Source organism: Frankia sp. AgB1.9 (assembly GCF_016786355.1).
Taxonomy (GTDB): Bacteria; Actinomycetota; Actinomycetes; order Frankiales; family Frankiaceae; genus Pseudofrankia.
Genome location: NZ_JADWYX010000006.1, coordinates 40,294 through 60,627, shown reverse-complemented (window position 1 = coordinate 60,627; position 20,334 = coordinate 40,294). Strand labels below are relative to the sequence as shown.

General features: G+C 70.2%; 16 protein-coding genes. 11 read left to right on the top strand and 5 right to left on the bottom strand.

What is annotated here, in order from left to right:
* The first annotated feature begins 147 nt into the window (after nucleotides 1–147).
* The 3 genes from I6A60_RS03640 to I6A60_RS42660 all read left to right on the top strand — a co-directional run bounded on the left by I6A60_RS03640 (nucleotide 148) and on the right by I6A60_RS42660 (nucleotide 4,722).
* The gene (locus tag I6A60_RS03640) at nucleotides 148–1,353 is read left to right on the top strand and encodes a glycosyltransferase (protein WP_203022473.1); all 1,206 of its coding nucleotides are present in this window, start codon (nucleotides 148–150) and stop codon (nucleotides 1,351–1,353) included.
* Nucleotides 1,350–3,155: a right-handed parallel beta-helix repeat-containing protein gene (locus I6A60_RS03635; RefSeq protein ID WP_203055555.1), complete on the top strand. Its 1,806-nt coding sequence runs from the start codon at nucleotides 1,350–1,352 to the stop codon at nucleotides 3,153–3,155. Before I6A60_RS03640 ends, I6A60_RS03635 begins: the two co-directional genes overlap by 4 nt.
* Nucleotides 3,156–3,249: 94 nt before the next feature.
* Nucleotides 3,250–4,722: a right-handed parallel beta-helix repeat-containing protein gene (locus I6A60_RS42660; protein WP_203022471.1), complete on the top strand. Its 1,473-nt coding sequence runs from the start codon at nucleotides 3,250–3,252 to the stop codon at nucleotides 4,720–4,722.
* Nucleotides 4,723–4,903: 181 nt separating this feature from the next.
* Here the strand turns inward: I6A60_RS42660 and I6A60_RS03625 are convergent, their stop codons facing one another.
* Nucleotides 4,904–5,806 carry a polysaccharide lyase family 7 protein gene (locus tag I6A60_RS03625; protein ID WP_203022470.1) on the bottom strand — a complete coding sequence of 301 codons (903 nt, stop codon included), beginning with the start codon at nucleotides 5,804–5,806 and terminating at the stop codon, nucleotides 4,904–4,906.
* Between the two features lie 574 nt (nucleotides 5,807–6,380).
* On the opposite strand from I6A60_RS03625, the gene I6A60_RS03620 reads away from it, so the two are divergent.
* The 5 genes from I6A60_RS03620 to I6A60_RS03600 all read left to right on the top strand — a co-directional run bounded on the left by I6A60_RS03620 (nucleotide 6,381) and on the right by I6A60_RS03600 (nucleotide 13,598).
* Complete coding sequence (locus tag I6A60_RS03620; protein ID WP_203022469.1) at nucleotides 6,381–7,361, top strand: NAD(P)-binding domain-containing protein; 981 nt, start codon at nucleotides 6,381–6,383, stop codon at nucleotides 7,359–7,361.
* Between the two features lie 64 nt (nucleotides 7,362–7,425).
* Nucleotides 7,426–8,691, top strand: a complete 1,266-nt coding sequence (locus tag I6A60_RS03615; RefSeq protein WP_203022468.1) for a glycosyltransferase family 2 protein — start codon at nucleotides 7,426–7,428, stop codon at nucleotides 8,689–8,691.
* A complete protein-coding gene (locus tag I6A60_RS43320) occupies nucleotides 8,688–10,226 on the top strand; it encodes a right-handed parallel beta-helix repeat-containing protein (RefSeq protein WP_307873507.1) in 1,539 nt (512 codons plus the stop codon). The genes I6A60_RS03615 and I6A60_RS43320 overlap by 4 nt, the downstream gene beginning before the upstream one ends.
* Nucleotides 10,219–12,558, top strand: coding sequence for an acyltransferase family protein (locus I6A60_RS03605; protein WP_203022467.1), 2,340 nt, complete (start codon nucleotides 10,219–10,221; stop codon nucleotides 12,556–12,558). Before I6A60_RS43320 ends, I6A60_RS03605 begins: the two co-directional genes overlap by 8 nt.
* A gap of 77 nt (nucleotides 12,559–12,635) precedes the next feature.
* Entirely contained in the window at nucleotides 12,636–13,598 is a 963-nt protein-coding gene (locus I6A60_RS03600; RefSeq protein WP_307873506.1) for a polysaccharide lyase, read from the top strand.
* Nucleotides 13,599–13,780: 182 nt separating this feature from the next.
* On the opposite strand, the gene I6A60_RS03595 is transcribed toward I6A60_RS03600, so the two are convergent.
* From I6A60_RS03595 to I6A60_RS03585, 3 genes are all read right to left on the bottom strand, one after another.
* Nucleotides 13,781–13,993, bottom strand: coding sequence for a DUF397 domain-containing protein (locus I6A60_RS03595; protein WP_203022465.1), 213 nt, complete (start codon nucleotides 13,991–13,993; stop codon nucleotides 13,781–13,783).
* Nucleotides 13,994–14,488: 495 nt separating this feature from the next.
* The gene (locus I6A60_RS03590) at nucleotides 14,489–14,707 is read right to left on the bottom strand and encodes a DUF397 domain-containing protein (protein ID WP_203022464.1); all 219 of its coding nucleotides are present in this window, start codon (nucleotides 14,705–14,707) and stop codon (nucleotides 14,489–14,491) included.
* 29 nt (nucleotides 14,708–14,736) lie between these two features.
* Nucleotides 14,737–15,660 (bottom strand): helix-turn-helix transcriptional regulator, encoded by a 924-nt coding sequence (locus tag I6A60_RS03585; protein ID WP_203022463.1) that lies wholly within the window; start codon nucleotides 15,658–15,660, stop codon nucleotides 14,737–14,739.
* An 833-nt stretch (nucleotides 15,661–16,493) separates the two neighbouring features.
* On the opposite strand from I6A60_RS03585, the gene I6A60_RS03580 reads away from it, so the two are divergent.
* The 3 genes from I6A60_RS03580 (at nucleotide 16,494) to I6A60_RS43315 (ending at nucleotide 19,639) form a co-directional block, all read left to right on the top strand.
* The gene (locus I6A60_RS03580; RefSeq protein WP_203022462.1) at nucleotides 16,494–17,033 is read left to right on the top strand and encodes a hypothetical protein; all 540 of its coding nucleotides are present in this window, start codon (nucleotides 16,494–16,496) and stop codon (nucleotides 17,031–17,033) included.
* A 329-nt stretch (nucleotides 17,034–17,362) separates the two neighbouring features.
* Nucleotides 17,363–19,195: a hypothetical protein gene (locus tag I6A60_RS03575; RefSeq protein WP_203022461.1), complete on the top strand. Its 1,833-nt coding sequence runs from the start codon at nucleotides 17,363–17,365 to the stop codon at nucleotides 19,193–19,195.
* Between the two features lie 3 nt (nucleotides 19,196–19,198).
* Nucleotides 19,199–19,639, top strand: coding sequence for an effector-associated domain EAD1-containing protein (locus tag I6A60_RS43315; RefSeq protein WP_203022460.1), 441 nt, complete (start codon nucleotides 19,199–19,201; stop codon nucleotides 19,637–19,639).
* Between the two features lie 43 nt (nucleotides 19,640–19,682).
* Here I6A60_RS43315 and I6A60_RS03565 read toward each other — a convergent pair whose 3' ends face one another.
* Nucleotides 19,683–20,309 (bottom strand): PIN domain-containing protein, encoded by a 627-nt coding sequence (locus tag I6A60_RS03565; RefSeq protein ID WP_203022459.1) that lies wholly within the window; start codon nucleotides 20,307–20,309, stop codon nucleotides 19,683–19,685.
* Nucleotides 20,310–20,334: the final 25 nt, after the last annotated feature.

Below are 20,334 nucleotides of genomic sequence, written 5' to 3'. Positions count from 1 at the left end.
GCCGAATGCGATGTATATAACCGGCAAGATTCCAACTATCGGCGGAAAACAGGCTCGCCGGTAGTTGGGAAACGCCTGAAGAAATGGCAGTATCAGGGCGCCCCCAGGGTGCCCGGCATCACCGGGCCATATTCCGGACAAGGAATCATGCCGGGTGAAATCGGTTACTACCTCGTCTATCTGCCGCTCGGGACGATCGGTCTCGTGCGTTGGCTGTGCTGGCTGGCCCGCCGCATCCCGGCCGCGCTGTACCGACCGGTGGGCGGCGACCTGCGGCTACCGCTGACCGTCGTCGTGCCCGTCTACCAGGAGGACCCGGAGGTCTTCACCCGGGCGCTCGCGTCCTGGCTGGCGAACGACGTCGACGAGGTCATCCTCGTCATCGACGTCACCGACACCGCGTGCCGCCGGATCGCGGCCGACTTCCCGGTGACCGTTCTCGTCACCGACGTCCCGGGGAAACGTGACGCGCTGCGCCGCGGCTGGGAGGCGGCGAGCACCGAGCTGGTCGCGCTCGTCGACTCCGACACGGTCTGGGCGGACGACGTCGCCGCCGAGGTCTGCAAACCGTTCGCCGACCCGGCCGTCGGTGGGGTGGCCACCCGGCAGAACGTCTACAACCCGCGGGGTTTCCTGCAGCGGATCACCGACCTGTTCCTCGACTGCCGGTACTTCGACGAGAACGCGGCCCAGTCGGTGATGGGCCGCGCGCTGTCCTGCCTGTCGGGGCGCACGGCGATCTACCGGCGCGCGCTGCTCGTCGAGGTCACCCACGAGTTCATGACCGAGAAGTTCCTCGGGGTCCAGTGCATGTCCGGCGACGACAAGCGGCTGACCACGCTGCTGCTGGAGCGGGGCCACGCGACCGTGCTCCAGCGCTCGGCCAGGGTCTGGTCCAGCTTCCCGGACACCTGGCGGCTCTTCTGCCGGCAACGGCTGCGTTGGGCCCGCAACACCTGGCGGTCCGACCTGCGCGCGCTGTCGCGGCGCTGGGTGTGGCGCCGGCCGTTCCTGGCGCTCTCGATGATCGAGAAGGCGGTCAGCGGCTTCACCCTGCTGGTCTCGCCGACGTTCATGACTCTCGCGCTCGTGCGCCACCACTGGTTCTTCTGCGGCTGCCTGGCCTGCTGGTGGTGGCTGAGCCGGGCCGCGAAGGCGCTGCCGCACCTGCGTCGGCAGCCGTCGTCCTTCTTCCTCATCCCCGGCTGGATTCTCGTCTCCTTCGCGATGTCAGTGATCAAGATAGGCGCGCTGGTGACGGTGCGACGCCAGCAGTGGCTCACCCGGCAGGTGGCGGTCGAGAACGGGGTGGTGGTGCGCACGGCCGGGGCGGCCGTCGAGGCGCTCTCGTGACGCCGGCCCGACGGCCACGGGTGCGCCGCACCCGGCGGTCCCCGTCGGGCCAAGCCCGATCGCTGGTCGTCGCCGCCGTCGTGGCAGGCCTGGCGCTGGCCCCCGCGGCCGCGGCACTGGGGGCGCCGCCGCATGTCCCGCCGGCGCGCGTCCCGCCGGACCATCGGCTGATCCTCGGGGCGAGCCGGGTGGACGTCCTGCTCGGCGGCCGGCTGGTGGGCCGGGTGGAGCGGCCGCCGGGAGTCGTGGAGATCAGCTGGCTGGTCGGCCGGGTGCCGGCCGACTGGGTCGCCGGTGCCGGCGACGGGACGGTCCGGCTGAAGGGCGAGCTCAGCCTCGGCCGGGGAGCCGCGCTCGAGGTCGGGCCGCGCACGAGCCGGCTCGAGCTGGTCGGTGGCGCCGACCCGCGGGCCAGCTCCGGGATCTCCGTCCAGGGCGGAAACCTGCAACTGCTGGGGACGACCGTGGCCTCGGTCGACCCCCGGACCGGCCGCCCGGTTCCGGCTGGCCAGCCCGGCCGGCCGTGGCTGTCCGCCGGCGCCGGCGGCCGGGTCGACCTGCGCGACAGCCGGGTGACCGGCCTGGGCGACGGGACGACGGGGGCGCGGTCGGCCGGGCTGTTCCTCGGCCCGGGCGCGACCGGATCGGTGCTGCGGTCGACCTTCGCCGGCAACGGGATCGGCCTGGCGCTGGCGCAGACCCAGGCGGTCAGCCTGAGTGGGGTCACGGTGACCGGCTCGGCGACCGACGGACTGCTGCTGCGTGGCGACGCCGGAACGACGCTGGCCTCGGTGACCAGCACCGACAACGGTCGCGACGGCGTCGTCATCCTCGGTGGCGACGGCCGCCGGATCGGCGGCCTGCGCACCGAGCGCAACCAGCGGTTCGGAGTGCGCGCGGCCCGGCTGCGCGACCTGGCGCTGACCGGCCTGCGCTCGGTCGACGACGCCGAGGGGGCGCTCCTGCTGGTGGGGTGCCGGTCCTGCGTCCTCGACGATCCTGGCGTCCAGGGCGGCCGGGTCGGCCTGCGGATCGGTGCCGCCAGCGGCCCGGTCCGGGTCACCGGCGGCGTGGTGCGGGGGGCGGCGTTCGGCGTCCAGCTGGCGCCCACGGCCGGCCAGGTCACGCTGACCGGCCTGACCGTCAACGGCGCGACCCGGGTCGGCGTCGAGATCGGTGGCTCCGGGGCCGCGTTGCACGGTGTCCAGGTCAGCCAGGCCGGCGTCGGCGTCCGCGTCTACGGGCAGGCCGCCGGCGCGTTGCTCGACCAGGTGACGGTGACCGGCGGCCGGGACGGCATCGTCGCCACCGACGGCACCCGTGGGCTGACGGTGACCGGCCCGACCGTGACCGGCGTCAGCGGCACCGGCCTGCGGCTCGCGTCCACCGGGCTCACCGTGCGGTCCGGCACGGTGCGCGACGCGGCCGTCGGCGCGGCCCTGCCCGGCGCCGGGCACGTGGCCGGCTTGCGGATCTCCGGCGTGGCACGCGGGATCTGGGTCGGTGAACGCGGCAGGATCACCGCGCAGGGAGTCGACGTCCTCGCCACGCGGACCGGGATCGAGGTCGACCGCGGCGGCACGTTCGACCTGTCCTCGTCGCGGGTGGTGGCGGCCCGCGCGCTGGTCGGCGAGATCGACCGGCACGGAGCGAACACCATCGCGCTGCCGCCCTTCCCGTGGTTCGGCCTCGCGGCGCTCGTCGCCGTGCTGCTCGCGTTCGGCCTGGAGGCAGTGCACCGGTTCCGGGCCGGCCGGTCCGGACCGCCGCGCGCGCCGGACCACGTCCTGAACGTCACCTGAACCCCCGCCCGCCTCTGTCTGGACGGCCGTCCGCTCGGACGGCACCGGGCGACATCGGGCGCCACCGCCGGAGAAACCGGAGATGAGGACAGCTGTGTCAGTGACATCACGGATGACACCGGTCGTGCCCGCGTCGATCAGGCCGCTGACCGGGTCACGGCCGGCCCGCCGCGCCGGGTCGGGTTCGGGCGGCGCGGCGGTGCTCGCGCTGGGCGTGCTCGGGCTGACGGTGGTCGGCACGGTTGTCGGGGTGCCGGGCGCGGCCCAGGCGGCCGCCTGCGCCGGTCAGGTCCGGTACGCGGCGTCCACCAACACGATCTACCTCACCTCCGGCACCGCGACGCCGACGGCGATCAAGGCGGCATGCCCGGCGGCACCGCTGACCCTCACCAGCCCGGCGTCGCAGACCTGGGAGCTGGACGCGGACCTGGTCGTCCAGAACGGCGCGAGCCTGCTGCTCCACGGCGCCGCGGCCGGCGGCGACGTGAACGTCCTGCGGCTGCGCAGCCCCGCCGACGCGCTGAAGACCCACGTCAGCACGATCACCGCGCAGTACGGCGACCTCGACCTGAGCTCGGTGACGGTGACGTCATGGGACCCGGCCGCTTCGGCGCCCGACACCAACCCCAAGCTGCCGGCGGGCGCCCCGGCCGACGCCCGCGGGCGCGCGTTCATCCGGGCGGTGTCGTACCTGGACGGCTCGACGCCGCGCGAGTCCCGGCTGGACATCGTGAACAGCGACGTCAGCAACCTCGGCTGGTATGACGCCGAAAGCTACGGCGTCTCGTACAAGGGCCGTGGCTGCGACGCGAGCCACCTCTCGGTCTGCGCGGCGCTGAACGTGTACGGATCCGAGAAGAACAGCCATTTTCACCAGAACTACATGGGCACGTACCTGTATGACGGCTACCAGCTGGCGTTCACCGGGAACGAGTACGACCACAACGTCATGTACGGCCTCGACGGGCACGACGATTCGGACTATCTGACGATCACGCACAACCATTTCCACGACAACGGCGACCACGGCGTCATCTGCTCGCAGCGGTGCGACCACCTGACCATCGAGAACAACGAGAGCGACCACAACGGGATCCCGCCGTTCGCGTTCCCCGACGACCAGGATGTCTCCGACAACCAGGTGCACGGAATCATGCTGCACCGCGGAATCACTGACTCGGTCGTCGCGGACAACTACGTCCACGACCAGCCGAACGGCGCCGGCATCGCCGTCTTCGACAGCGTCGGGAACGTGATCAGGAACAACACCGTCACCCGGGCGAAGTACGGCCTGCGGTTCAGCGTCGGTGCCACCGGGACACAGCTGCTCGGCAACTCGGTGACCAGCAGCGGCAAGTACGCGGTCTACACCTACAAGGGCAACGACGTGCCCACCTACTCGACGGCCTCCGGCCGGCCGACGAACCTCTACTTCTCCGGCAACACGCTGAACAGTGGCTCCGGCGTCGCCCTCCAGATCAACGACGCGGACGGGACGACCTTCGCCGGAAACACCATCACCGGAACCACCCAGACCCGCGACAGCACCGGCACCACCTTCAGCTGACGACCCGGGCCCGGGCGGCGGCCCGACCTCGGCCCGGGCGAATGCCGGTGCCGAGGCCCGCTGGCTTGATCGCGGCTTTGGCCCTGGCATGGTCACAGAACCGCGGTGGTTACAGCCACGCGAGGGCCAAAGCAGCGATCTTGCTGGTCTCGGGACGAGGCGAACCTCGCCGGGCGCGGTGCTAGCTGTGGGAGACGCGGAGGTCGTAGAGGGTGACCTCGCCGTAGGCGTCCGGTGGCTCGCCCTTGCTCAGGTTGGACTGGGTGTAGCAGCCGGCCTTGAAGTACAGGCCGCCCTCGCGTAGCGGGAACGTGACCGGGGCCTTGTCGTTGTAGTAGACGCTGACCAGGCCGTTGGCGGCGACCATGCGGATCCTGAAGACCGTGCCGAGCACGTAGTGGGTGTTCAGGTCACCGACGTTCCGGCCGTCGTGTTCGACGTGCAGCCGGGTGCCGTCGAGGCGGATCATGGCGACGTAGCCGTTCGCGTCGTGGATCTGGCCGGCGACCATCTCGGGCTTCGCGTTCGGCAGGTGGGTGATCGCCTCCCGGATGCTGATCGTGTTCGTGCCCGTGGTGCTCGACCACGCGGCCGGGACGCGGTCCGCGGACATCTCGCGCAGCTCGGAGCGCGGGTAGGCGGAGCCGGGGGTGGTCGCGCCGTTGACGGGGGCGCGGAACTGCACCCCCTTGTCGTCGCCCGTGGGCGTGAAGTACGGCGGCATCGAGAAGGTCCTCAGCGCCGGCCGGCTGATCTGGGCGGCTTCCCGGCCGTCGTTGGAGTCGGCGCCGGGTGCGCTGGTGACCGGCAGCGTCAGCTTCCATTTCGACAGGTCCAGGATCTGGGCCGGCACGGGCGTGGCCGAGGCGCCCGCGGCCACGGCGGTGCCGGCCGCGCCGGTGCCGCCCGCAGGTGACGGTGCCGTCGCCTGAGGCGCCAGAGCAGCCGGCAGCGGACCGCCCACGGGCGCGACCGGGCGGGGCGCCTCGCCCTGGTGGCTCGGTGGCAGGAACGGCGCCGGTAGGCAGGCGGTGAGCGTCGCCATCCCGAGAGCGACCCCGAGCACGCCACGTGCCGGATTCATCTGTCACAACCTCCGGATGCTGCGATCACACGGTCGTCCGTGCGCGGCCCGCCGATTGTGAGCCGACCGAGAGCGCAAGCCCCGCCTCCCGCCGAAGGGCGTGTCCCACCGGTGTCCATGCTGATGGGCTGGCATGTCGTTGTTGACAGTGCCGAATTCTCGCGACGGCGTGCGCCGATGCAACCGGACTCCGTATGTTTTCGCCCGCGAAGGTGATCGGCGGGCGACTTGGATCAGATTTACCCGCCGCGTTCCATCTTTTCCTTATGGTCTTTTGGCGGCCGACCTGAACAATGCGATGATTTTGCCTCGTGATTCACGGACTTGTTACCAGCGGAATCCCGACGATCCCGCTCCGAGCCATGTAATCTCATGACTGCGCGGCGTATCCGAGTGAGTGACCCGCGCGCGCCAAATCGGGAAATTCCGGCGACCAGCCATGCGATGGGGTCGCGGTTCTTCGGCCGCCAAAACCACTCCGCTGGCCGTTGCCCGAGCAGCAGCATCCGCCCGGCCTGGCGCCACCCATGACGACCGGCGCGCCGCGGGACAAGCGCGTCCGAGGAGTGAACCAGTGAGAATATTCATCATCGGGTCCGGTGTCGTCGGCACGGCCACCGGCCGTGGATTCATAGAAGCCGGCCACCGCGTCACCTTCGTAGACGTCTCTCCCCAGCGCGTCGAGGACCTCACCGCCCGGGGCCTGGACGCTCGCGCCCGGATTGACCTCGCCACCGAGGAATCGGCTTACATCTTTCTGACGCTGCCGACGCCGAACGATGGCACGCGTTATGACCTGACCGCGTTCCTGGAGGGCACCAGGTCGGTCGGCCGGGCGCTGCGCGAGGCCGACGCGGTGCATACCGTCGTCGTCCGCTCGACCGTTACGCCGGGGACCACGGAGGGTCTCGTCGGCCCGGTTCTGGAACGTGAGTCCGGGCTGCGTCAGGACGAGGGCTTCCTGTTGGCGAGCAACCCGGAGTTCCTGCGCGCGGCCTCCGCCGTCGCGGACTTCCGCTGGCCCCGGATGACCGTCGTCGGCGCCCGCAACAGGCGCGTCCGCGAGCGGTTGGTCGAGCTGTTCACCCCCTTCGGCGGCGACCTTCGGGTCTTTGCCGAGCCGATGACCGCCGAGTTCATCAAGTGCGCGCACAACATCTTCAACGCCACCAAGATCTCGTTCTGGAACGAGATGCACGCCGTCGCGCAGCGGGCCGGCCTGGACCTGGCCGAGATCGCCGACACGGTGGCCCGCTCGGCCGAGGCGTCGTTCAACCCCACCTATGGGATCCGCGGTGGCGCTCCCTACGGCGGCGCCTGCCTGCCGAAGGACACCATGGCCTTCCTCGGGTTCGCCGACACGCTCGACATCGAGATGCCGCTGCTGCGCGCGGTCGTCGAGGTGAACGACCGGCTCGTCGGGAGCCCTTCGGCTGGCCCGGTGCCCGCCGCGCTGGTGCCCGCCGCGACGGCCGGTCCGCCGCGGATCGAGATTCCCGAGCAGCCGAACGGTGACCGGGTCGCCGTCAGGGCAGCGGAAAGCCCGGTGCGATGACCCCCGTCACCTACGGCCCGACAACCCGCCTGACAGCCGGCCCGGCTCGTCCGGGAGACAGCCGATGAAGCACTGGCTTCCGTGGCTGGGCCTGGTCGCCTTCCTTCGCCCGCTGATCGAGGTGTTCATCCTCGCGATCGGGGAGTGGTGGTTCCACGCCGGTTTCAAGGAGAACCCGGGCCTGTTCAGCCGCTACGTCATCCAGATCACGACGGTGGGCCGCGAGCAGGACCGGGTCAACGAGATCATCCGCGAGATCCGCGACTACCCGATGACGATGAACTACCAGATCTGGGTGGTGAACGAGCCGGGCAACGACGACGTCTACCCGGACGCCGACCGCGTCGTCACGGTGCCCGTCGAGTTCGAGTGCGTCGCCCAGTACAAGGCCCGGGCCCTCGAGTACAGCCGGCTGGTCCGCCAGCAACTCGGCTACAACCAGGGTGACACGAAGATCACATTCCTGGACGACGACACGTCGCCGACCTGGGAGTACCTGGAAACCGCCTTCGCCGGCGACTACGACATCTGCCAGGGCGTGACAGCGCCACGGATCGGCTACGGCGTCCGGCCGTTCAGCCACTTCCTGCTCAGCCACGTCGACGACCTGCGGTTCCACAACTGCATGACTTACTGCTCGTCGTTCCAGGGCATCTTCGGCAAGCCGCTGTTCGTGCACGGCGAAGGCCTGACGATCACCGGCTACACCGAGGAGACCGTCACCTGGAACTGGCGGATCTTCGCCTCGGAGGACCTCACCTTCGGCTGCAACGCGGCGGCGAAGGGGCTGCGCTGGGGCTTCTTCCACGAGTACATCCAGCTGACCTCGCCGTGGACCTGGCAGGCCTACTTCAAGCAGCGCCGCCGGTGGATGTGGGGCAACATCCACGCGATCGTCAACCGGGACGTGCTGCCGAGGGGGGCCGCGATCCGGATCGCGATCCGCTACTTCCTCAGCCTGTTCACCTTCTTCGCCTCCGGAACCTCGGTCGCGCTGATCCTCACGCACACGATCGACCTGCCCGGCTGGGCACATTCCCTGTTCTGGTGCTCGCTGGTGATCTGGCTGGTGAACTTCGCGCTGTCCGGCTGGGTGAACGCCGGTCTGCGCACCGCTGAGCAGACCACCGCGCAGTTCTGGTGGAACCGGGTGACACAGACGGCGGCGGCGGTGGTGCTGTCCCCGGTCACCGCGACCTTCACCATCGTCGCGCTGATCGTGACGCTCTACATGGGCAACCCGCGCAGCTTCGAGGTGATCGCCAAGACGGCAGCGACCAGCGGGCAACGTGAGTCCAGCCGGCCGCTCGTCCGGGAGGCCGCCTCGTGACGGGGCCGACCAGGCGGCCCCGCGACGCCGAGGACCGTGACGACCAGGACCGCGACGACGAGAACACGGCGGAGATCCCGACCCAGCGGTCAGGCCGGGCCGACGAGGTCGGCGGTGGGGCTGCGAGCGCGGGCGGCGCCCGTCGGGCGGCCACGCGCGCCACCAGGGCGACCGCCGCCGGCACCCGCGGTCGCGGCGTGTACCTGCTGGTCACGGTGATGACCCTGGTCGCCGCTGCCGTGCTGAGTGTGACCGTCGGGCGCCACTACCAGGCGCTCACGTCGACGTCCGAGTTCTTCCACCGGCATGCCTACACACCGTCCTACGACCCGATCAGCAACGTCGAGCGGGGCCTGCAGCCGAACACCATCGACACCAGGACCAGCAGGCCGGACCCGTCGATCCGAGCGATCTCGATCAGCCCGGCCGGCGTCGACCTGCTGGTCGGCGGCCAGGTTCACCGCAGCCTCCCCCAGCAGGCGTCGGTCAACGGGCTACCCCAGCTGGCGTCGATCGTCGACGATCCGGACTGGCTGGAGTACGACGGGCAGGGCCATGCGGTGCTGCACGCCGCGCTGGTCGTCGTCGGCCAGACGATGTTCACGATCGACGCGCCCGTCACGAGCCTGGTGCTGGAGTCCCGCCGCGGTGTCCTGCTCGGCGCCGAGAGCGGAACGCTGGCGATCGACGGGGTGAGCATCCGACCCAGCGCACCGAGCCCGAACCCCGGCCAGCGCGCGGTCGACCAGCGGCAGCCGTTCATCGTCGCCGCCAGCCGGTCCCAGCTGATCATCTCCCACAGTCACCTCAGCACCCTCGGCCGTGACTGGAACAGCTCCTACGGCGTCTCCTGGACCGACGGTGCCAGCGGCAGCATCACCAACAGCGAGGTCGACCACACGTTCATCGCGACCTACACCGATGCCGCGCACGACGTGACGATCGCCAACAACTGGCTGCACGACAACGCGCTCTACGGCGTCGACCCGCACTCCAACTCGACCCGGATAGTGGTCCGGCAGAACCTCAGCGAGCACAACGGCCGGCACGGGATCATCTTCTCGGACAATGTCACCGACAGCGTCGTCGAGAACAACGTCGCTCGGGACAACCACCTGAACGGGATCATGATGGACGCCCAGAGCACCGGTAACCGCATCGTCGGGAACTCCGTCACCGGAAACCGAGGCGACGGGCTGGTGCTCGCCTCGTCGCCGAACAACGTGCTGGCGAACAACACGGTCACGGACAACCGGATCGGCGTCATGGTCCGCGGCGCCGACGGGGATGAGGGTGTGACCCTGCGCGGGAACGAGATCCGCGGCAACCAGCTCGCGTCGCAGGGGATCTCGCTGGCGGGCAACAAGGTCAGCGGCAACGGCACCACCTGGCGACCACGGGTGCTCGTCGTGATCTGGTCCCTGGCGCCGGTGACGATCCTGCTGCTGATCGGTTTCACCAGGACGCTGCGCCGGCGCCGAGGTCGCGCCGTCGGCCGCGGGCGCCGTCCCTCGGCGGTGACCATCGGTGCCTAGGCCCGCGGACCTCCGCCTGTTCGCACCATCCATCCCGCCGGCCCGCGGCGCGGACGTCACGGAGCGGGGGGCTGGCCGCGGCGCGGCCAGCCAGCCCGCCCCGGACGTCGCCGTCGGCCCAGTCCCGGCGGCGGCCGGCGGGCCGGCTGCTGCCGAGATGGCCGGCGCCGAGGTCGCGCCGGAGGTTGGTACCGGCGCCGGCCGGCGGGTCCGGGAGTTCCGGCCGGACATCGAGGGCCTGCGGGCCGTCGCGGTGCTGCTGGTGGTCCTGGGGCATTCGAATCTCGGCGTCCCCGGCGGCTTCGTCGGCGTCGACGTCTTCTTCGTGATCTCCGGGTTCCTCATCACTCAGCAGCTGCTGCGCGAGCGGGCGACCCGGGGGCGGATCTCGTTCCGCCGCTTCTACGCCCGACGGGCCCGCCGGATCCTGCCGGCGGCGGCGGTGGTGATCGTGGCGACGGTGCTCGCGTCCTGGGCGTGGCTCTCGCCGCTGCGCGTGCGGGACATCGCCTGGGACGCCGTGTACTCCTCGTTCTCGGCGGTGAACCTCAGGCTGGCCCACGGCGGCACCGACTACTTCCAGTCCGCCGCGCCACCGTCGCCCCTGCAGCACTACTGGTCGCTCGCGGTGGAGGAGCAGTTCTACCTCGTCTGGCCGTTGCTGCTCACGCTCGTGACGCTGGCCGCCACCGCGGTAACGGCCCGGCGGCGCAGATCGGCCCCGCCCGAGGGCGACGTCGCCGCGGGCCGGCCCGCGCCCGGCACCCGACCGGTGGGGCTCGTGCTGCTCGCGATCGTCGCCGGCTCTCTGCTGCTCAGTGTCGTGGTCACGGCCCGGTCGGCTCCCTGGGCCTATTTCGGCGGTCACACCCGTGCGTGGGAACTGGCGCTGGGTGCGCTGGTCGCCGTGTGGGCGCCCGCGTTCGAGCGGATGGGACGGGCGCTGTCGAGCCAGCTCACCTGGCTGGGCCTGGCCGGGATCGCCGCAGCCGCCTTCGCCTACGGCGACAGCACGCCCTATCCGGGCATCGCCGCGCTGCTGCCCGTCGGGGCGGCCGCGCTGGTGGTCGCGGGTGGCTGCGCGGCGCCCCGGAAGGGGGCCGAGCTGCTGCTGGGGCGCGCGCCGATGCGGCTGGTCGGCCGGCTCAGCTACTCCTGGTACCTGTGGCACTGGCCGGTGCTGCGGATTTGGCCCGAGGCCACCGGCCGCCCGTTCCACACCGGCGAGAAGCTGGCGGCGCTCGGGCTGTCCCTGGTGCTCGCCTGGCTCACCTACCTGCTGGTGGAGAACCCGGTCAGGACCCGGCCACTGCTGGTCCGCCGGCCGGCCCTCGGGCTGGGCCTCGGCGGGGCGTTGGCCGTGGCGGCCGCCGGCCTGGCGTTGCTGGTCTCCGCCGTCGACACGGTGCCCGGCGGGGGCTCCAATGGCCCACTGCGGGCGCTGGACGCGACCGGCGCGGCCCCCATCGCGCCCACGGCCGCCGGGATCACGACGCAGCCCCGGTTCGTGGGCGTCGGCACGAGCTCGTTGACGCCGCTGATCACCCAGTCGGCCCTGCTGCGCGCCCTGCCGACAAGCCTGCAGCCGTCCCTCGCGAAGGCCGGGGACGACCTCGGCGGGAACAAGTGCCGGACGCCGATCAGCTCCAGTACGCCGATCGACTGCGTCGCCGGTGACCCGAACGGGTCCTCGACGGTCGTGCTGTTCGGCGACTCGCACGCCAACCAGTGGTTCAACGCGCTGGACGCGATCGCGAAGGAGTCGCACTGGCGGCTCGTCCCGTACACCAAGGGCGGGTGCCCGCCGCCGTACTACCCGAACTTCTACCTGGACGAGCTCAAGCGGGTTTACACCGAGTGCTACGCCTGGCGGGACGCCGTGTTCGCGCGAATCGCGGCTCTGCACCCGAGCCTGGTCGTGATCGGCTCGGAGGCGCGGGTCCAGGCGAAGGACGCCGGGCCCGGCGCGACGACCGACCTCGTGCGCACGCTGCGGGCGACCGGCGCGAAGGTCGCGTTCCTGGAGGACACCCCGTTCCCCGGCTTCCAGGTGCCGGACTGCCTGGCCAGCCACCCGTCGAACGTCACGTCCTGCATGGTGACCATCCAGAAGTCGAAGATCGCCGAGCCGCAGCGCGAGATCGAGGACAGCGGCGCACTGGCCGGCGGCGCGACGCTGATCGACCCGCTGCCCTGGCTGTGCGTGCGCGACCAGTGCCCACCGGTCATCGGCAACGCCGTCGTCTACGCGGACAACAGCCATCTCACCGGCACGTACTCCACGCTGCTGGCGCCCTTCCTCGGCCCAGCCCTGCGGGCCGTCCTGCGATGACCGAGGCGACTCGGCCGGCGGGACGCGGGTCCAGGGCCCGGGCTCGCGGTCCGCTTCGGGATCGGATGGTCCGCGGCGTGACCCTGGTCGTGCTGCCCGCGCTCGCCGGGCTGGCCGCCTGCTCCGGCGGCCGGCCGCAAGGCAGCCATGGGGGCTCGGCGCCGACGCCCGCGCCGACGGCGTCGCGCTCCGGGCCCTCCGGCGCCGACGAGCCGACCGCGCCGGCCTCGCCGCTGTCCCGGTTCTTCGGGGACGACCTGGTCATGCGCTCCCGTGGCTCGTTCAACCTGGACAAGGTGCATTTGGTCTCCAGCGGCGACCGGTGCGTGCCGACGTACCTGCGGGTCCGTTACCCGGCGGGCTCGGCCAGCCAGCTCTCGGTCCGCAACGAGGACGCGCCGACCGGTGGGGCCCAGGTCTACCTGCTGCTGAAGTCCGGACCGACCGACATCCTGCACCTGAGCTACCGGGTCCGGTTCCCGGCCGGCTTCCAGTTCAACAAAGGCGGGAAACTGCCCGGCCTGTTCGGCGGCGACCACGTGGCAGGCGGCAACATCCCGGACGGCTCGAACGGCCTGTCCACCCGCTACATGTGGCGGGCTGGGGGAGCCGGCGAGGTGTACGCCTACCTACCGTCCTCGCAGGTGCACGGGACCAACATCGGCACCGGTAGCTGGAATTTTCCGCCGGGCCAGTGGGTGACGATGCAGCAGCGGGTTCATCTGAACACTCCGGGCCAGGCCGACGGGTCGATCACGGTCTGGATGGACGGCCGGCAGGCCCTTCGGGTCGACAACCTGCTGTTCCGGGACAGCAGGACGCTCCAGATCGACGGCCTGTTCTTCTCGACCTTCTTCGGCGGCGGCGATACCACCTGGGCAAGCCCCACCAACCAGTACGCCGACTTCGCCGACTTCCAGGTCTCCCCGAACTACATCAACGACACGATGTCCGCTGGGTGCGCGCCTCTCGGCCCGACGATCACACCGAGCCTGTGGCCGTCCAGCGTGACTTCTGACGGGTCAGGGCCAGAGCAGTAGCAAGTGCCCTGCCCCGGAGCTCGCCGGCTCCTGGCCCGGAGTCTCGTGATCGCTGTTTCGGCCCTGCGATGGTCGTGCTCGGGCCTGTTTCGTAGCCACCCGAGGGCGAAATCGCCGATCAAGACGACGGGCAGACTCAGCTGGGCCCGGCTCGGCCGCGGGAGCGACCGCGTAGCGGTTCTCTAGGCGAGGTCGTCGAACTCGCCGGACTTGGCGCCATCGAGGAAGGCGTGCCACTCGGCGGGCGTGAAGACGAGGACGGGCCCGTCGGGGTCCTTGGAGTCCCGGACAGCCACGTTTCCCGGTAGGGGCGCGACCTCGACGCAGGCGCCGTTGTGCGCGCTGGCTGTCGCCTTCCGCCAGCCGAGGGCGTGATAGTCAACGTCACCGGGCATGTCTTCCTCCTCGACAGGTAAGACCGCGGGATGCCCGGGGAACCATCCCCCGGTGCACGGGCGCACACCGGGAAGGTCTGGCCGGGGCCGCCTGGCAACCCGTGGTCGGCAAGGGCCTTTCGGCACATGCCATCCGGTCCCTATGTTAACTGTAGTTACCGAGGAGGGGCGCTGGAGCCCAATGCGAAGAACTGTTGAGGCATCGTTCACCGCGGCGACCGCCGCGCAACCGTCTGACGAGGCATCGAGAGGCGTCACCAGGCGTCGCCGTCGCCGGCCTCTGGATGGCGGAGCGCCGGACGGCGTGACGGGTGCCGGGAGGGCTGTACGGCCTGGATGCGCCGACCGAATCCGGTACCGTCCCGGAAGATCTGCCATGGGCATGGCTGACGGTGACCGATCGGGCAGGTCGGTTGGCTGGCACCGTTCGGACAGTCCGCGACCGAAAGCCCCTTCGGTCGGCGCATCCAAGCTCGGAATCAGGCTGGTTCGGGATCAGGCCCCGAAACGGTCGAACTCGCCCAGCTTCGCGCCGTCGAGGAAAGCTCTCCATTCGGCGGGGGTGTAGACGAGAACAGGGCCCTCCGGGTCCTTTGAGTCCCGGACAGCCACACCATCGGGCAGCGAGGCGACCTGTACGCACGCGCCGTTGTGTGAACTGCTCGCGGCCTTGAACCAGACCAGGGAAGACCGCTCGGCATCAGTGACGGACATTTCTTCCTTCTTTACTGGAGGATTATTTGTCAAGGTGCGTACGAAGCGGCGATTTCTGCCGCCTTGCGGACGGAGTCCTTCGGGCCCAGCGCGATGGCGCGGAGATGATCGAAGATCTGCTTGTAGCGACCAAGATCAGAAGGACTCTCCAGGTACTGCTGACCGGCGAGGCCCTCCACGTAGATGACCTCCCAGGGCGGGTCGTCGCCCTGGAGGATCGTGAAGTTGCTGTCCATGCCCAGGTGAGCGCCGGCGCCGAAAGTAATCAGCTGTATCGTGATGTTCGGCCTGTTGGCCAGCTCGACAAGAGACTCGATCTGGGCCTTCATCACGGCCGGGCCGCCGACCACTCGGTGCAGAACGGCCTCGTCCATCACCACCCACAGTCTGGGCGGCCGCGCGCGGTCGAGGATTTTCTGCCGGGTGAGCCTGGTTTTCACCTGCTCCTCGACGAGCTGTTCAGTCGCGTCGGGAAGACTGCCTTCGGTGATTGCCCGAACATAGTCCTCGGTCTGCAGCAGTCCGTGGACGACGCTCGAATGATAGTCCGAGATGTTCGTCGCGGACTCCTCCAGGCCGACGTAAAGCCGGTTCCACAGCCCGCTATAGGACGAGAACGGCAGGTCGTACTGCTGCCACCAGGACCGTTCCTTGCTGTCGCGGGCCAGTGCCATCAGGTGTTCCCGCTCGCTGTCCTCCACGCCGTACAGGGCGCACAGGTCGCGGACGTCGCGGAGGTTCACCCCGCGGGCGCCGGTCTCCATCCGGGTCACCTTGGCGGTGGAGACGAGAAGCTCGCCGGCCACCTCCTCGGCGGTCATCCCGCGCTGCTGACGGAGTTCCCGCAGCCGCAGACCGAGCTGACGCCGCCGCACGGTCGAGCTGACCACGGCCCGGCCGCGCCGCTCCCCTGCCTCGCCTCGTGGCTCCAGCGGATCAGGCTCAACTACCATGGAACACCCACCTGGCAACCCTCGAGTGGCATCGGCGCATCGGCACAGACTGTTGGTACGGATCGATTGGTATCGACCGATTGGTACTTGCCAACGGTACAGGCATGGGCGACTCTATAGCCACGGGGTGGTGAAGGAAAGCAGGCGGGTCCAACGTTCCGACGCCGTGTGGTCAACATCGGGACCACGCGGCCGGCGGCGGCGGAGCCGGCCGCGACCGCCCCTCAGGACGCCTGAGGCATGGGAGGAGCGGCCTATCGGGAAACGCACCGCACTGTCCGGGGCGTCTGCCCGGAGACGAAAGCGCCGCGCCGCCCTGGCAGGCCACGCAGCGCTCCCGCGGCAGGTGAATCGGTCATTGGCCGATTCATGCGCCTTGCCGACTGGTGCTCGAACACCGCCGGCTTGGTGCTGGTCCAACTGTGCTCACTCCAACTGTGCTCACACCGTTGACATGAACCAAGTGACGTGAACCAGGGATGCACCATGTGGAACGTTACCACCGTCCGACGAGCCCTTCGAGCCCATTTCCAGCGCGTCCTTGCGCGCGCCGGGGAGCGCCTACACGCCTCGGACGCGCGCATCGCCGAGGAGCGGGGGTGGCAGGTAACCACGGGCCGCGGCGGCCTGTCCCGGACGTACCGGGACCCTCGCTTCGACACCCTCCGATCCGCCGCCCGTCCAGCCAGCCGCGACACCACCGGTGGTACGCCGCGCACCAACACCGCCATCGGCGACGACTTCCTCCGGTCCGAAAGCCATCTCGACGGGAACGCGCGACGCGCACCAGTCCCTCGGGCGCGCCCGGCGAGTGGGACGGGAGGTGAGCGCTGATGTCCCGGCCGAGCGGTCCCGCCGAGCGGGACGTTCTTGACACCTTGCGACGGGCCCTGACCACGCTGCCTCGGCCGAACCTGCTGACGATCGCGTGGCGCTGGCGCTACGAGACCATCGCCATCATCGGGTGCGGCGCCGTCGTAGTGGGCCTGCTTACCGCGGTGGGGCCCTGGTGGACGCTCGCGATCATTCTCGGGACGGCCGCGTTCGCGGCGGTGACACCGCGGCTTCGAGCATGGGCCGCCGACCGGGCATGGGTCGTCATGGTGCAGCATCGCGTGCGCGTCGGGTGCAGGAACGCCTGGGTTCACTCGCGCGACGGCAAGCTGCCGGCCGTGTTGTGGACCTCGGCCCGCCCCTACGGCGAGCGGGTGGTGCTCTGGTGCCCGCCGGGCATCAGCTTCGACGACCTCGAAGACGCGCGCCACCTGCTCGCCGTCGCCTGCTGGGCGACGGAGGTCGTGGTCGAGCCGGACCCGGTCCGCGCCCACATCGTCGTCCTGCATGTCGTGCGCGGCGGAAAGCCCGGCCCCTGATCCGCCCGAAGGCGACGTCGGTGCACAAGGGCGAGGTGCGCCGGGGGCCGGCAGCTCGAAACGCCGCCTCACCGACCGATCTGTGCGGCCCCCGGTCCGTCACCGCCCATCTGAACGGACAACCAGATCGCTCGGGTGTGTCAACTTCTATCCAACTGAATATAGGAAAAGAGTGGGATCCAGCCGTACGACGGGCCCTACACTTCGGCCAGGTTCATGGACCGGCCCCCACCCGGCACCGCTGGCGGCGCGCCTAGAAGCGCCATCGCCGGGTCTTCCATCGTCAGGCCGGCCTTCTGGGCCTGCGCGACCTGGATACGGGGGTAACCATGGCGCTCTGGAACCCATCTCGCCGAGCTGGCGGTCCGACGGCCGTCGACCCACCATTCCGTGAACCGGAGGCCGATCAGCCGACCGCCACTGGCCTGCTCGCGGCAGACGATTACGGCGACGCGATTGACAGCCCGCCGACCCGGTCCCTGTGTGCCGCGGTCCACCTCTCGAACCCGCTGACCGACCTGGTGCTCTCGCGGACCGTTCGGGAACGGCACCGGGCCTGGGCGCCGTGCTACTCGGTGAACCTGCCCGCGGTGCTGCAGCACGCCCTGGCCTCTCGCCGACGCCGCCGTACCCGGGACGGCGTCCTTCTGCTTCTGCTCGTCGGACCTCCCACCGACGTGCTGGTTGATCTGGACCTGCGGTTCGGCGCCGGCGTCACACTCGTCTCAGCCGTTCTCGTCGTCGGCGCCGTGGTCGTCGGGCGGGCGGCGTTACGGCGCTGGCGGGGCGACAAGCCGGTCACTGTCCGGCGGGTGCTCGGGCTGCTGTGGCGGCAGATCAGCTCGGAAAAGGGCGCGTTGGCGCTGGTCGTACTGCTCGCCGTTGTGGCGGGTGTCGCGGTCCTTCTCGTCCGGGGCGGCGCGTCGATGCCCTGGGCGGACCTGCTGGTGCTCGCCGGCGGCCTCGTCGTCGCCTGGCTTACCGTCGTCGCCGACCTGTCGATCGGCGCGGGAAAGGCGGCGGCCCTGCTCGACCGGACCAAAAACCCGTTCGACCTGGCCCGGCCGCTGCCGGGGTGGATCCTGGACCGCGCCCGCGACACTGGGGCGGCGAATGTCATCATTTACGGAAACAAGCGAAAGAAAGATCCATTCGTTGGTTCCGGGGACCGGCTCGGTGGCTTTCCCATCGTCGTGGACGTCACTCGCGGCAAGGAAAGCGGCGACGGCGAGCGCGCGACCCCCGAGCCGATCGACGTCACCGCGCTGCACCGTTTCCTACGGACGTCGGCCGCGAGCGTCAAGATTCCGGGCCTCTGGTGTGGCCACCGGCTCTACGTCGATGGCATGGCCGTCGGCGGATATCTCGATCTGGTCCCCGAGCGGGCCCACCCGTCGGTCACCGAGCTGCCCCACGACCGGCTGCTCGCGGCGCTCTACCACCCGCAGCCCAAAAGACGCGCGTACCTCTGCCTCCAGCTGACCGGCTGGGACGGCGAGCTGGTCGTCACCATGTTCGTCCGGGCGGAGCTCAGCGCGAACCTGTTGATGATCGAGGTGTCCGCGCACGGCCTGCTGCCGGTCGACGAGTCCTGGCTCGGTGACGTCGCCGGTCTGGCCGGTGCCCGCGAGAGAGCCTGGGACATCGTGCGCGCCGCCTCCCGGCAGACCCTGGGCAGCCTTCTCGGCAGCCCGCGCCGATGCGTGGGCGAGCTTGTCAAGGAACTGCGCCACCAGCGGCAGTCCGCGCGGGACGCCCGCTCCATTCGCCGGCTGCGCCGCTTCGACTATGGGCTCGCGTACTCGCTGCGGGAGATCGTCGCCCGCGAGGAACACCGGTATTACAACTCACGCATCGACGAGCAGGGCCAGGTCGCCCGCCTGCAGGACCAGCTGCTCCGCGCCCTGGAGGAGTTCCTCGACGCCCGCGGCGTCGATACCTCCGACCTGACCGACCGCCGGCGGACCGTCGTCAACAACATCACCAGCTACCTGTTCGGCGATGTCGTCGGCGACAACGTCGCGATCGGGACGAACAGCCGGGCCGGGGACGGGCGGGAGCGGCCGCCCGGCGCCGGCGGCAACAACAGCCCGTCGGGCGGGCGACGGCCCGGCGGGCCCGCGGGTCCGGACAAGCCGAAAGACGGGACAACAGGGAGCTGAACGGTGTCTGAAGCGTCGAAATACTCGTTTGGCAACATCAGTGCCAATGGGGGAAACGTCGCCGTGGGCGACAATGCGCGGGCGGGTGATTCCCGGCCGGCGGACGGAGGTGTCGCGCCGGCCGGCGGTCGGCCTGCATCGGGGAATCCGCCGGCCCGGGACGGCGAGGCCGAGGGACTGTCCGACGACGAGATCAAGGCACTGGCCAAGGCGTACCAGTCCGCTTCGGCGGTCGGGGCACTGCTGAGGCAGGCCAGTCTCCCCTCGACCCTCCTCCCCGTCTTCGGAGCCGGCGGGAACGCGCGGGACTGGTGGAGCGAGGTCGGGGAGCAACTGCGGAACGGGCGCGCGATTGACGGCAGGCGGAAACTCTTCCGGGCCGCCGCGGGCGACTACCCTGCCAGCCTGATATTCCGCCGGGCGGCCTACGGATCGGGTGGTTGACGACCGAGATCAGCCGCGCCGATCGGCCGGCACGAGGTGGCGATCAACCAGCCTGTGCCGGGTCTCTCGCCTCAATCCGCGCTGTCAGGACCGAGCCGGCAAGCGCCTCGACGCGGAGGTTCGCTGGCAGCATCGCCCCAATCTCGTCGGCGAACCGACGCGCCCCGGCACGCGCGACGTACTGGAGGACGTCCGGCACGGAGAGGCGGGGACCGCGGCGGCCCGTGCTCGCGGCCTGGTCATGTAGGACGCCGAGTACCAGGGTCTGATCGCGGTCGAGTACGCCCAACAGGAAGGCGTCGGGATGTTCGATTTCCACCGCGTACTTCTCGCAGGACTCGCTGGGGAAGTCCTTCAGGTCACACGTAACGATCAAATCCGCGTCTCCGGCGACTGCGGCGGCCAGAACATGCCGGTCCTTCACGTCGTTGGCCATCGTCGGGATGAGGTGCTCGTAACCGCTGACCGCGGCACCGTGGAACGCCTCGGTCATGTACCTGATCCGTCGTTCCGCCGCCGATCTGGACTGGGCGGGCAGGTTCCTGGCGACCTCGTCGAGGATGTGAGCCGACCAGCGCGGGACGAACACCTGCTCCTCGGCGAGGCGCAAAAGAAGATCACATAACGCGTTGGGGATGAGGACGTTCGCGTCCAGTACGGCGACGATCACGGCCAGGAATGTGTCGTTCGCGCCC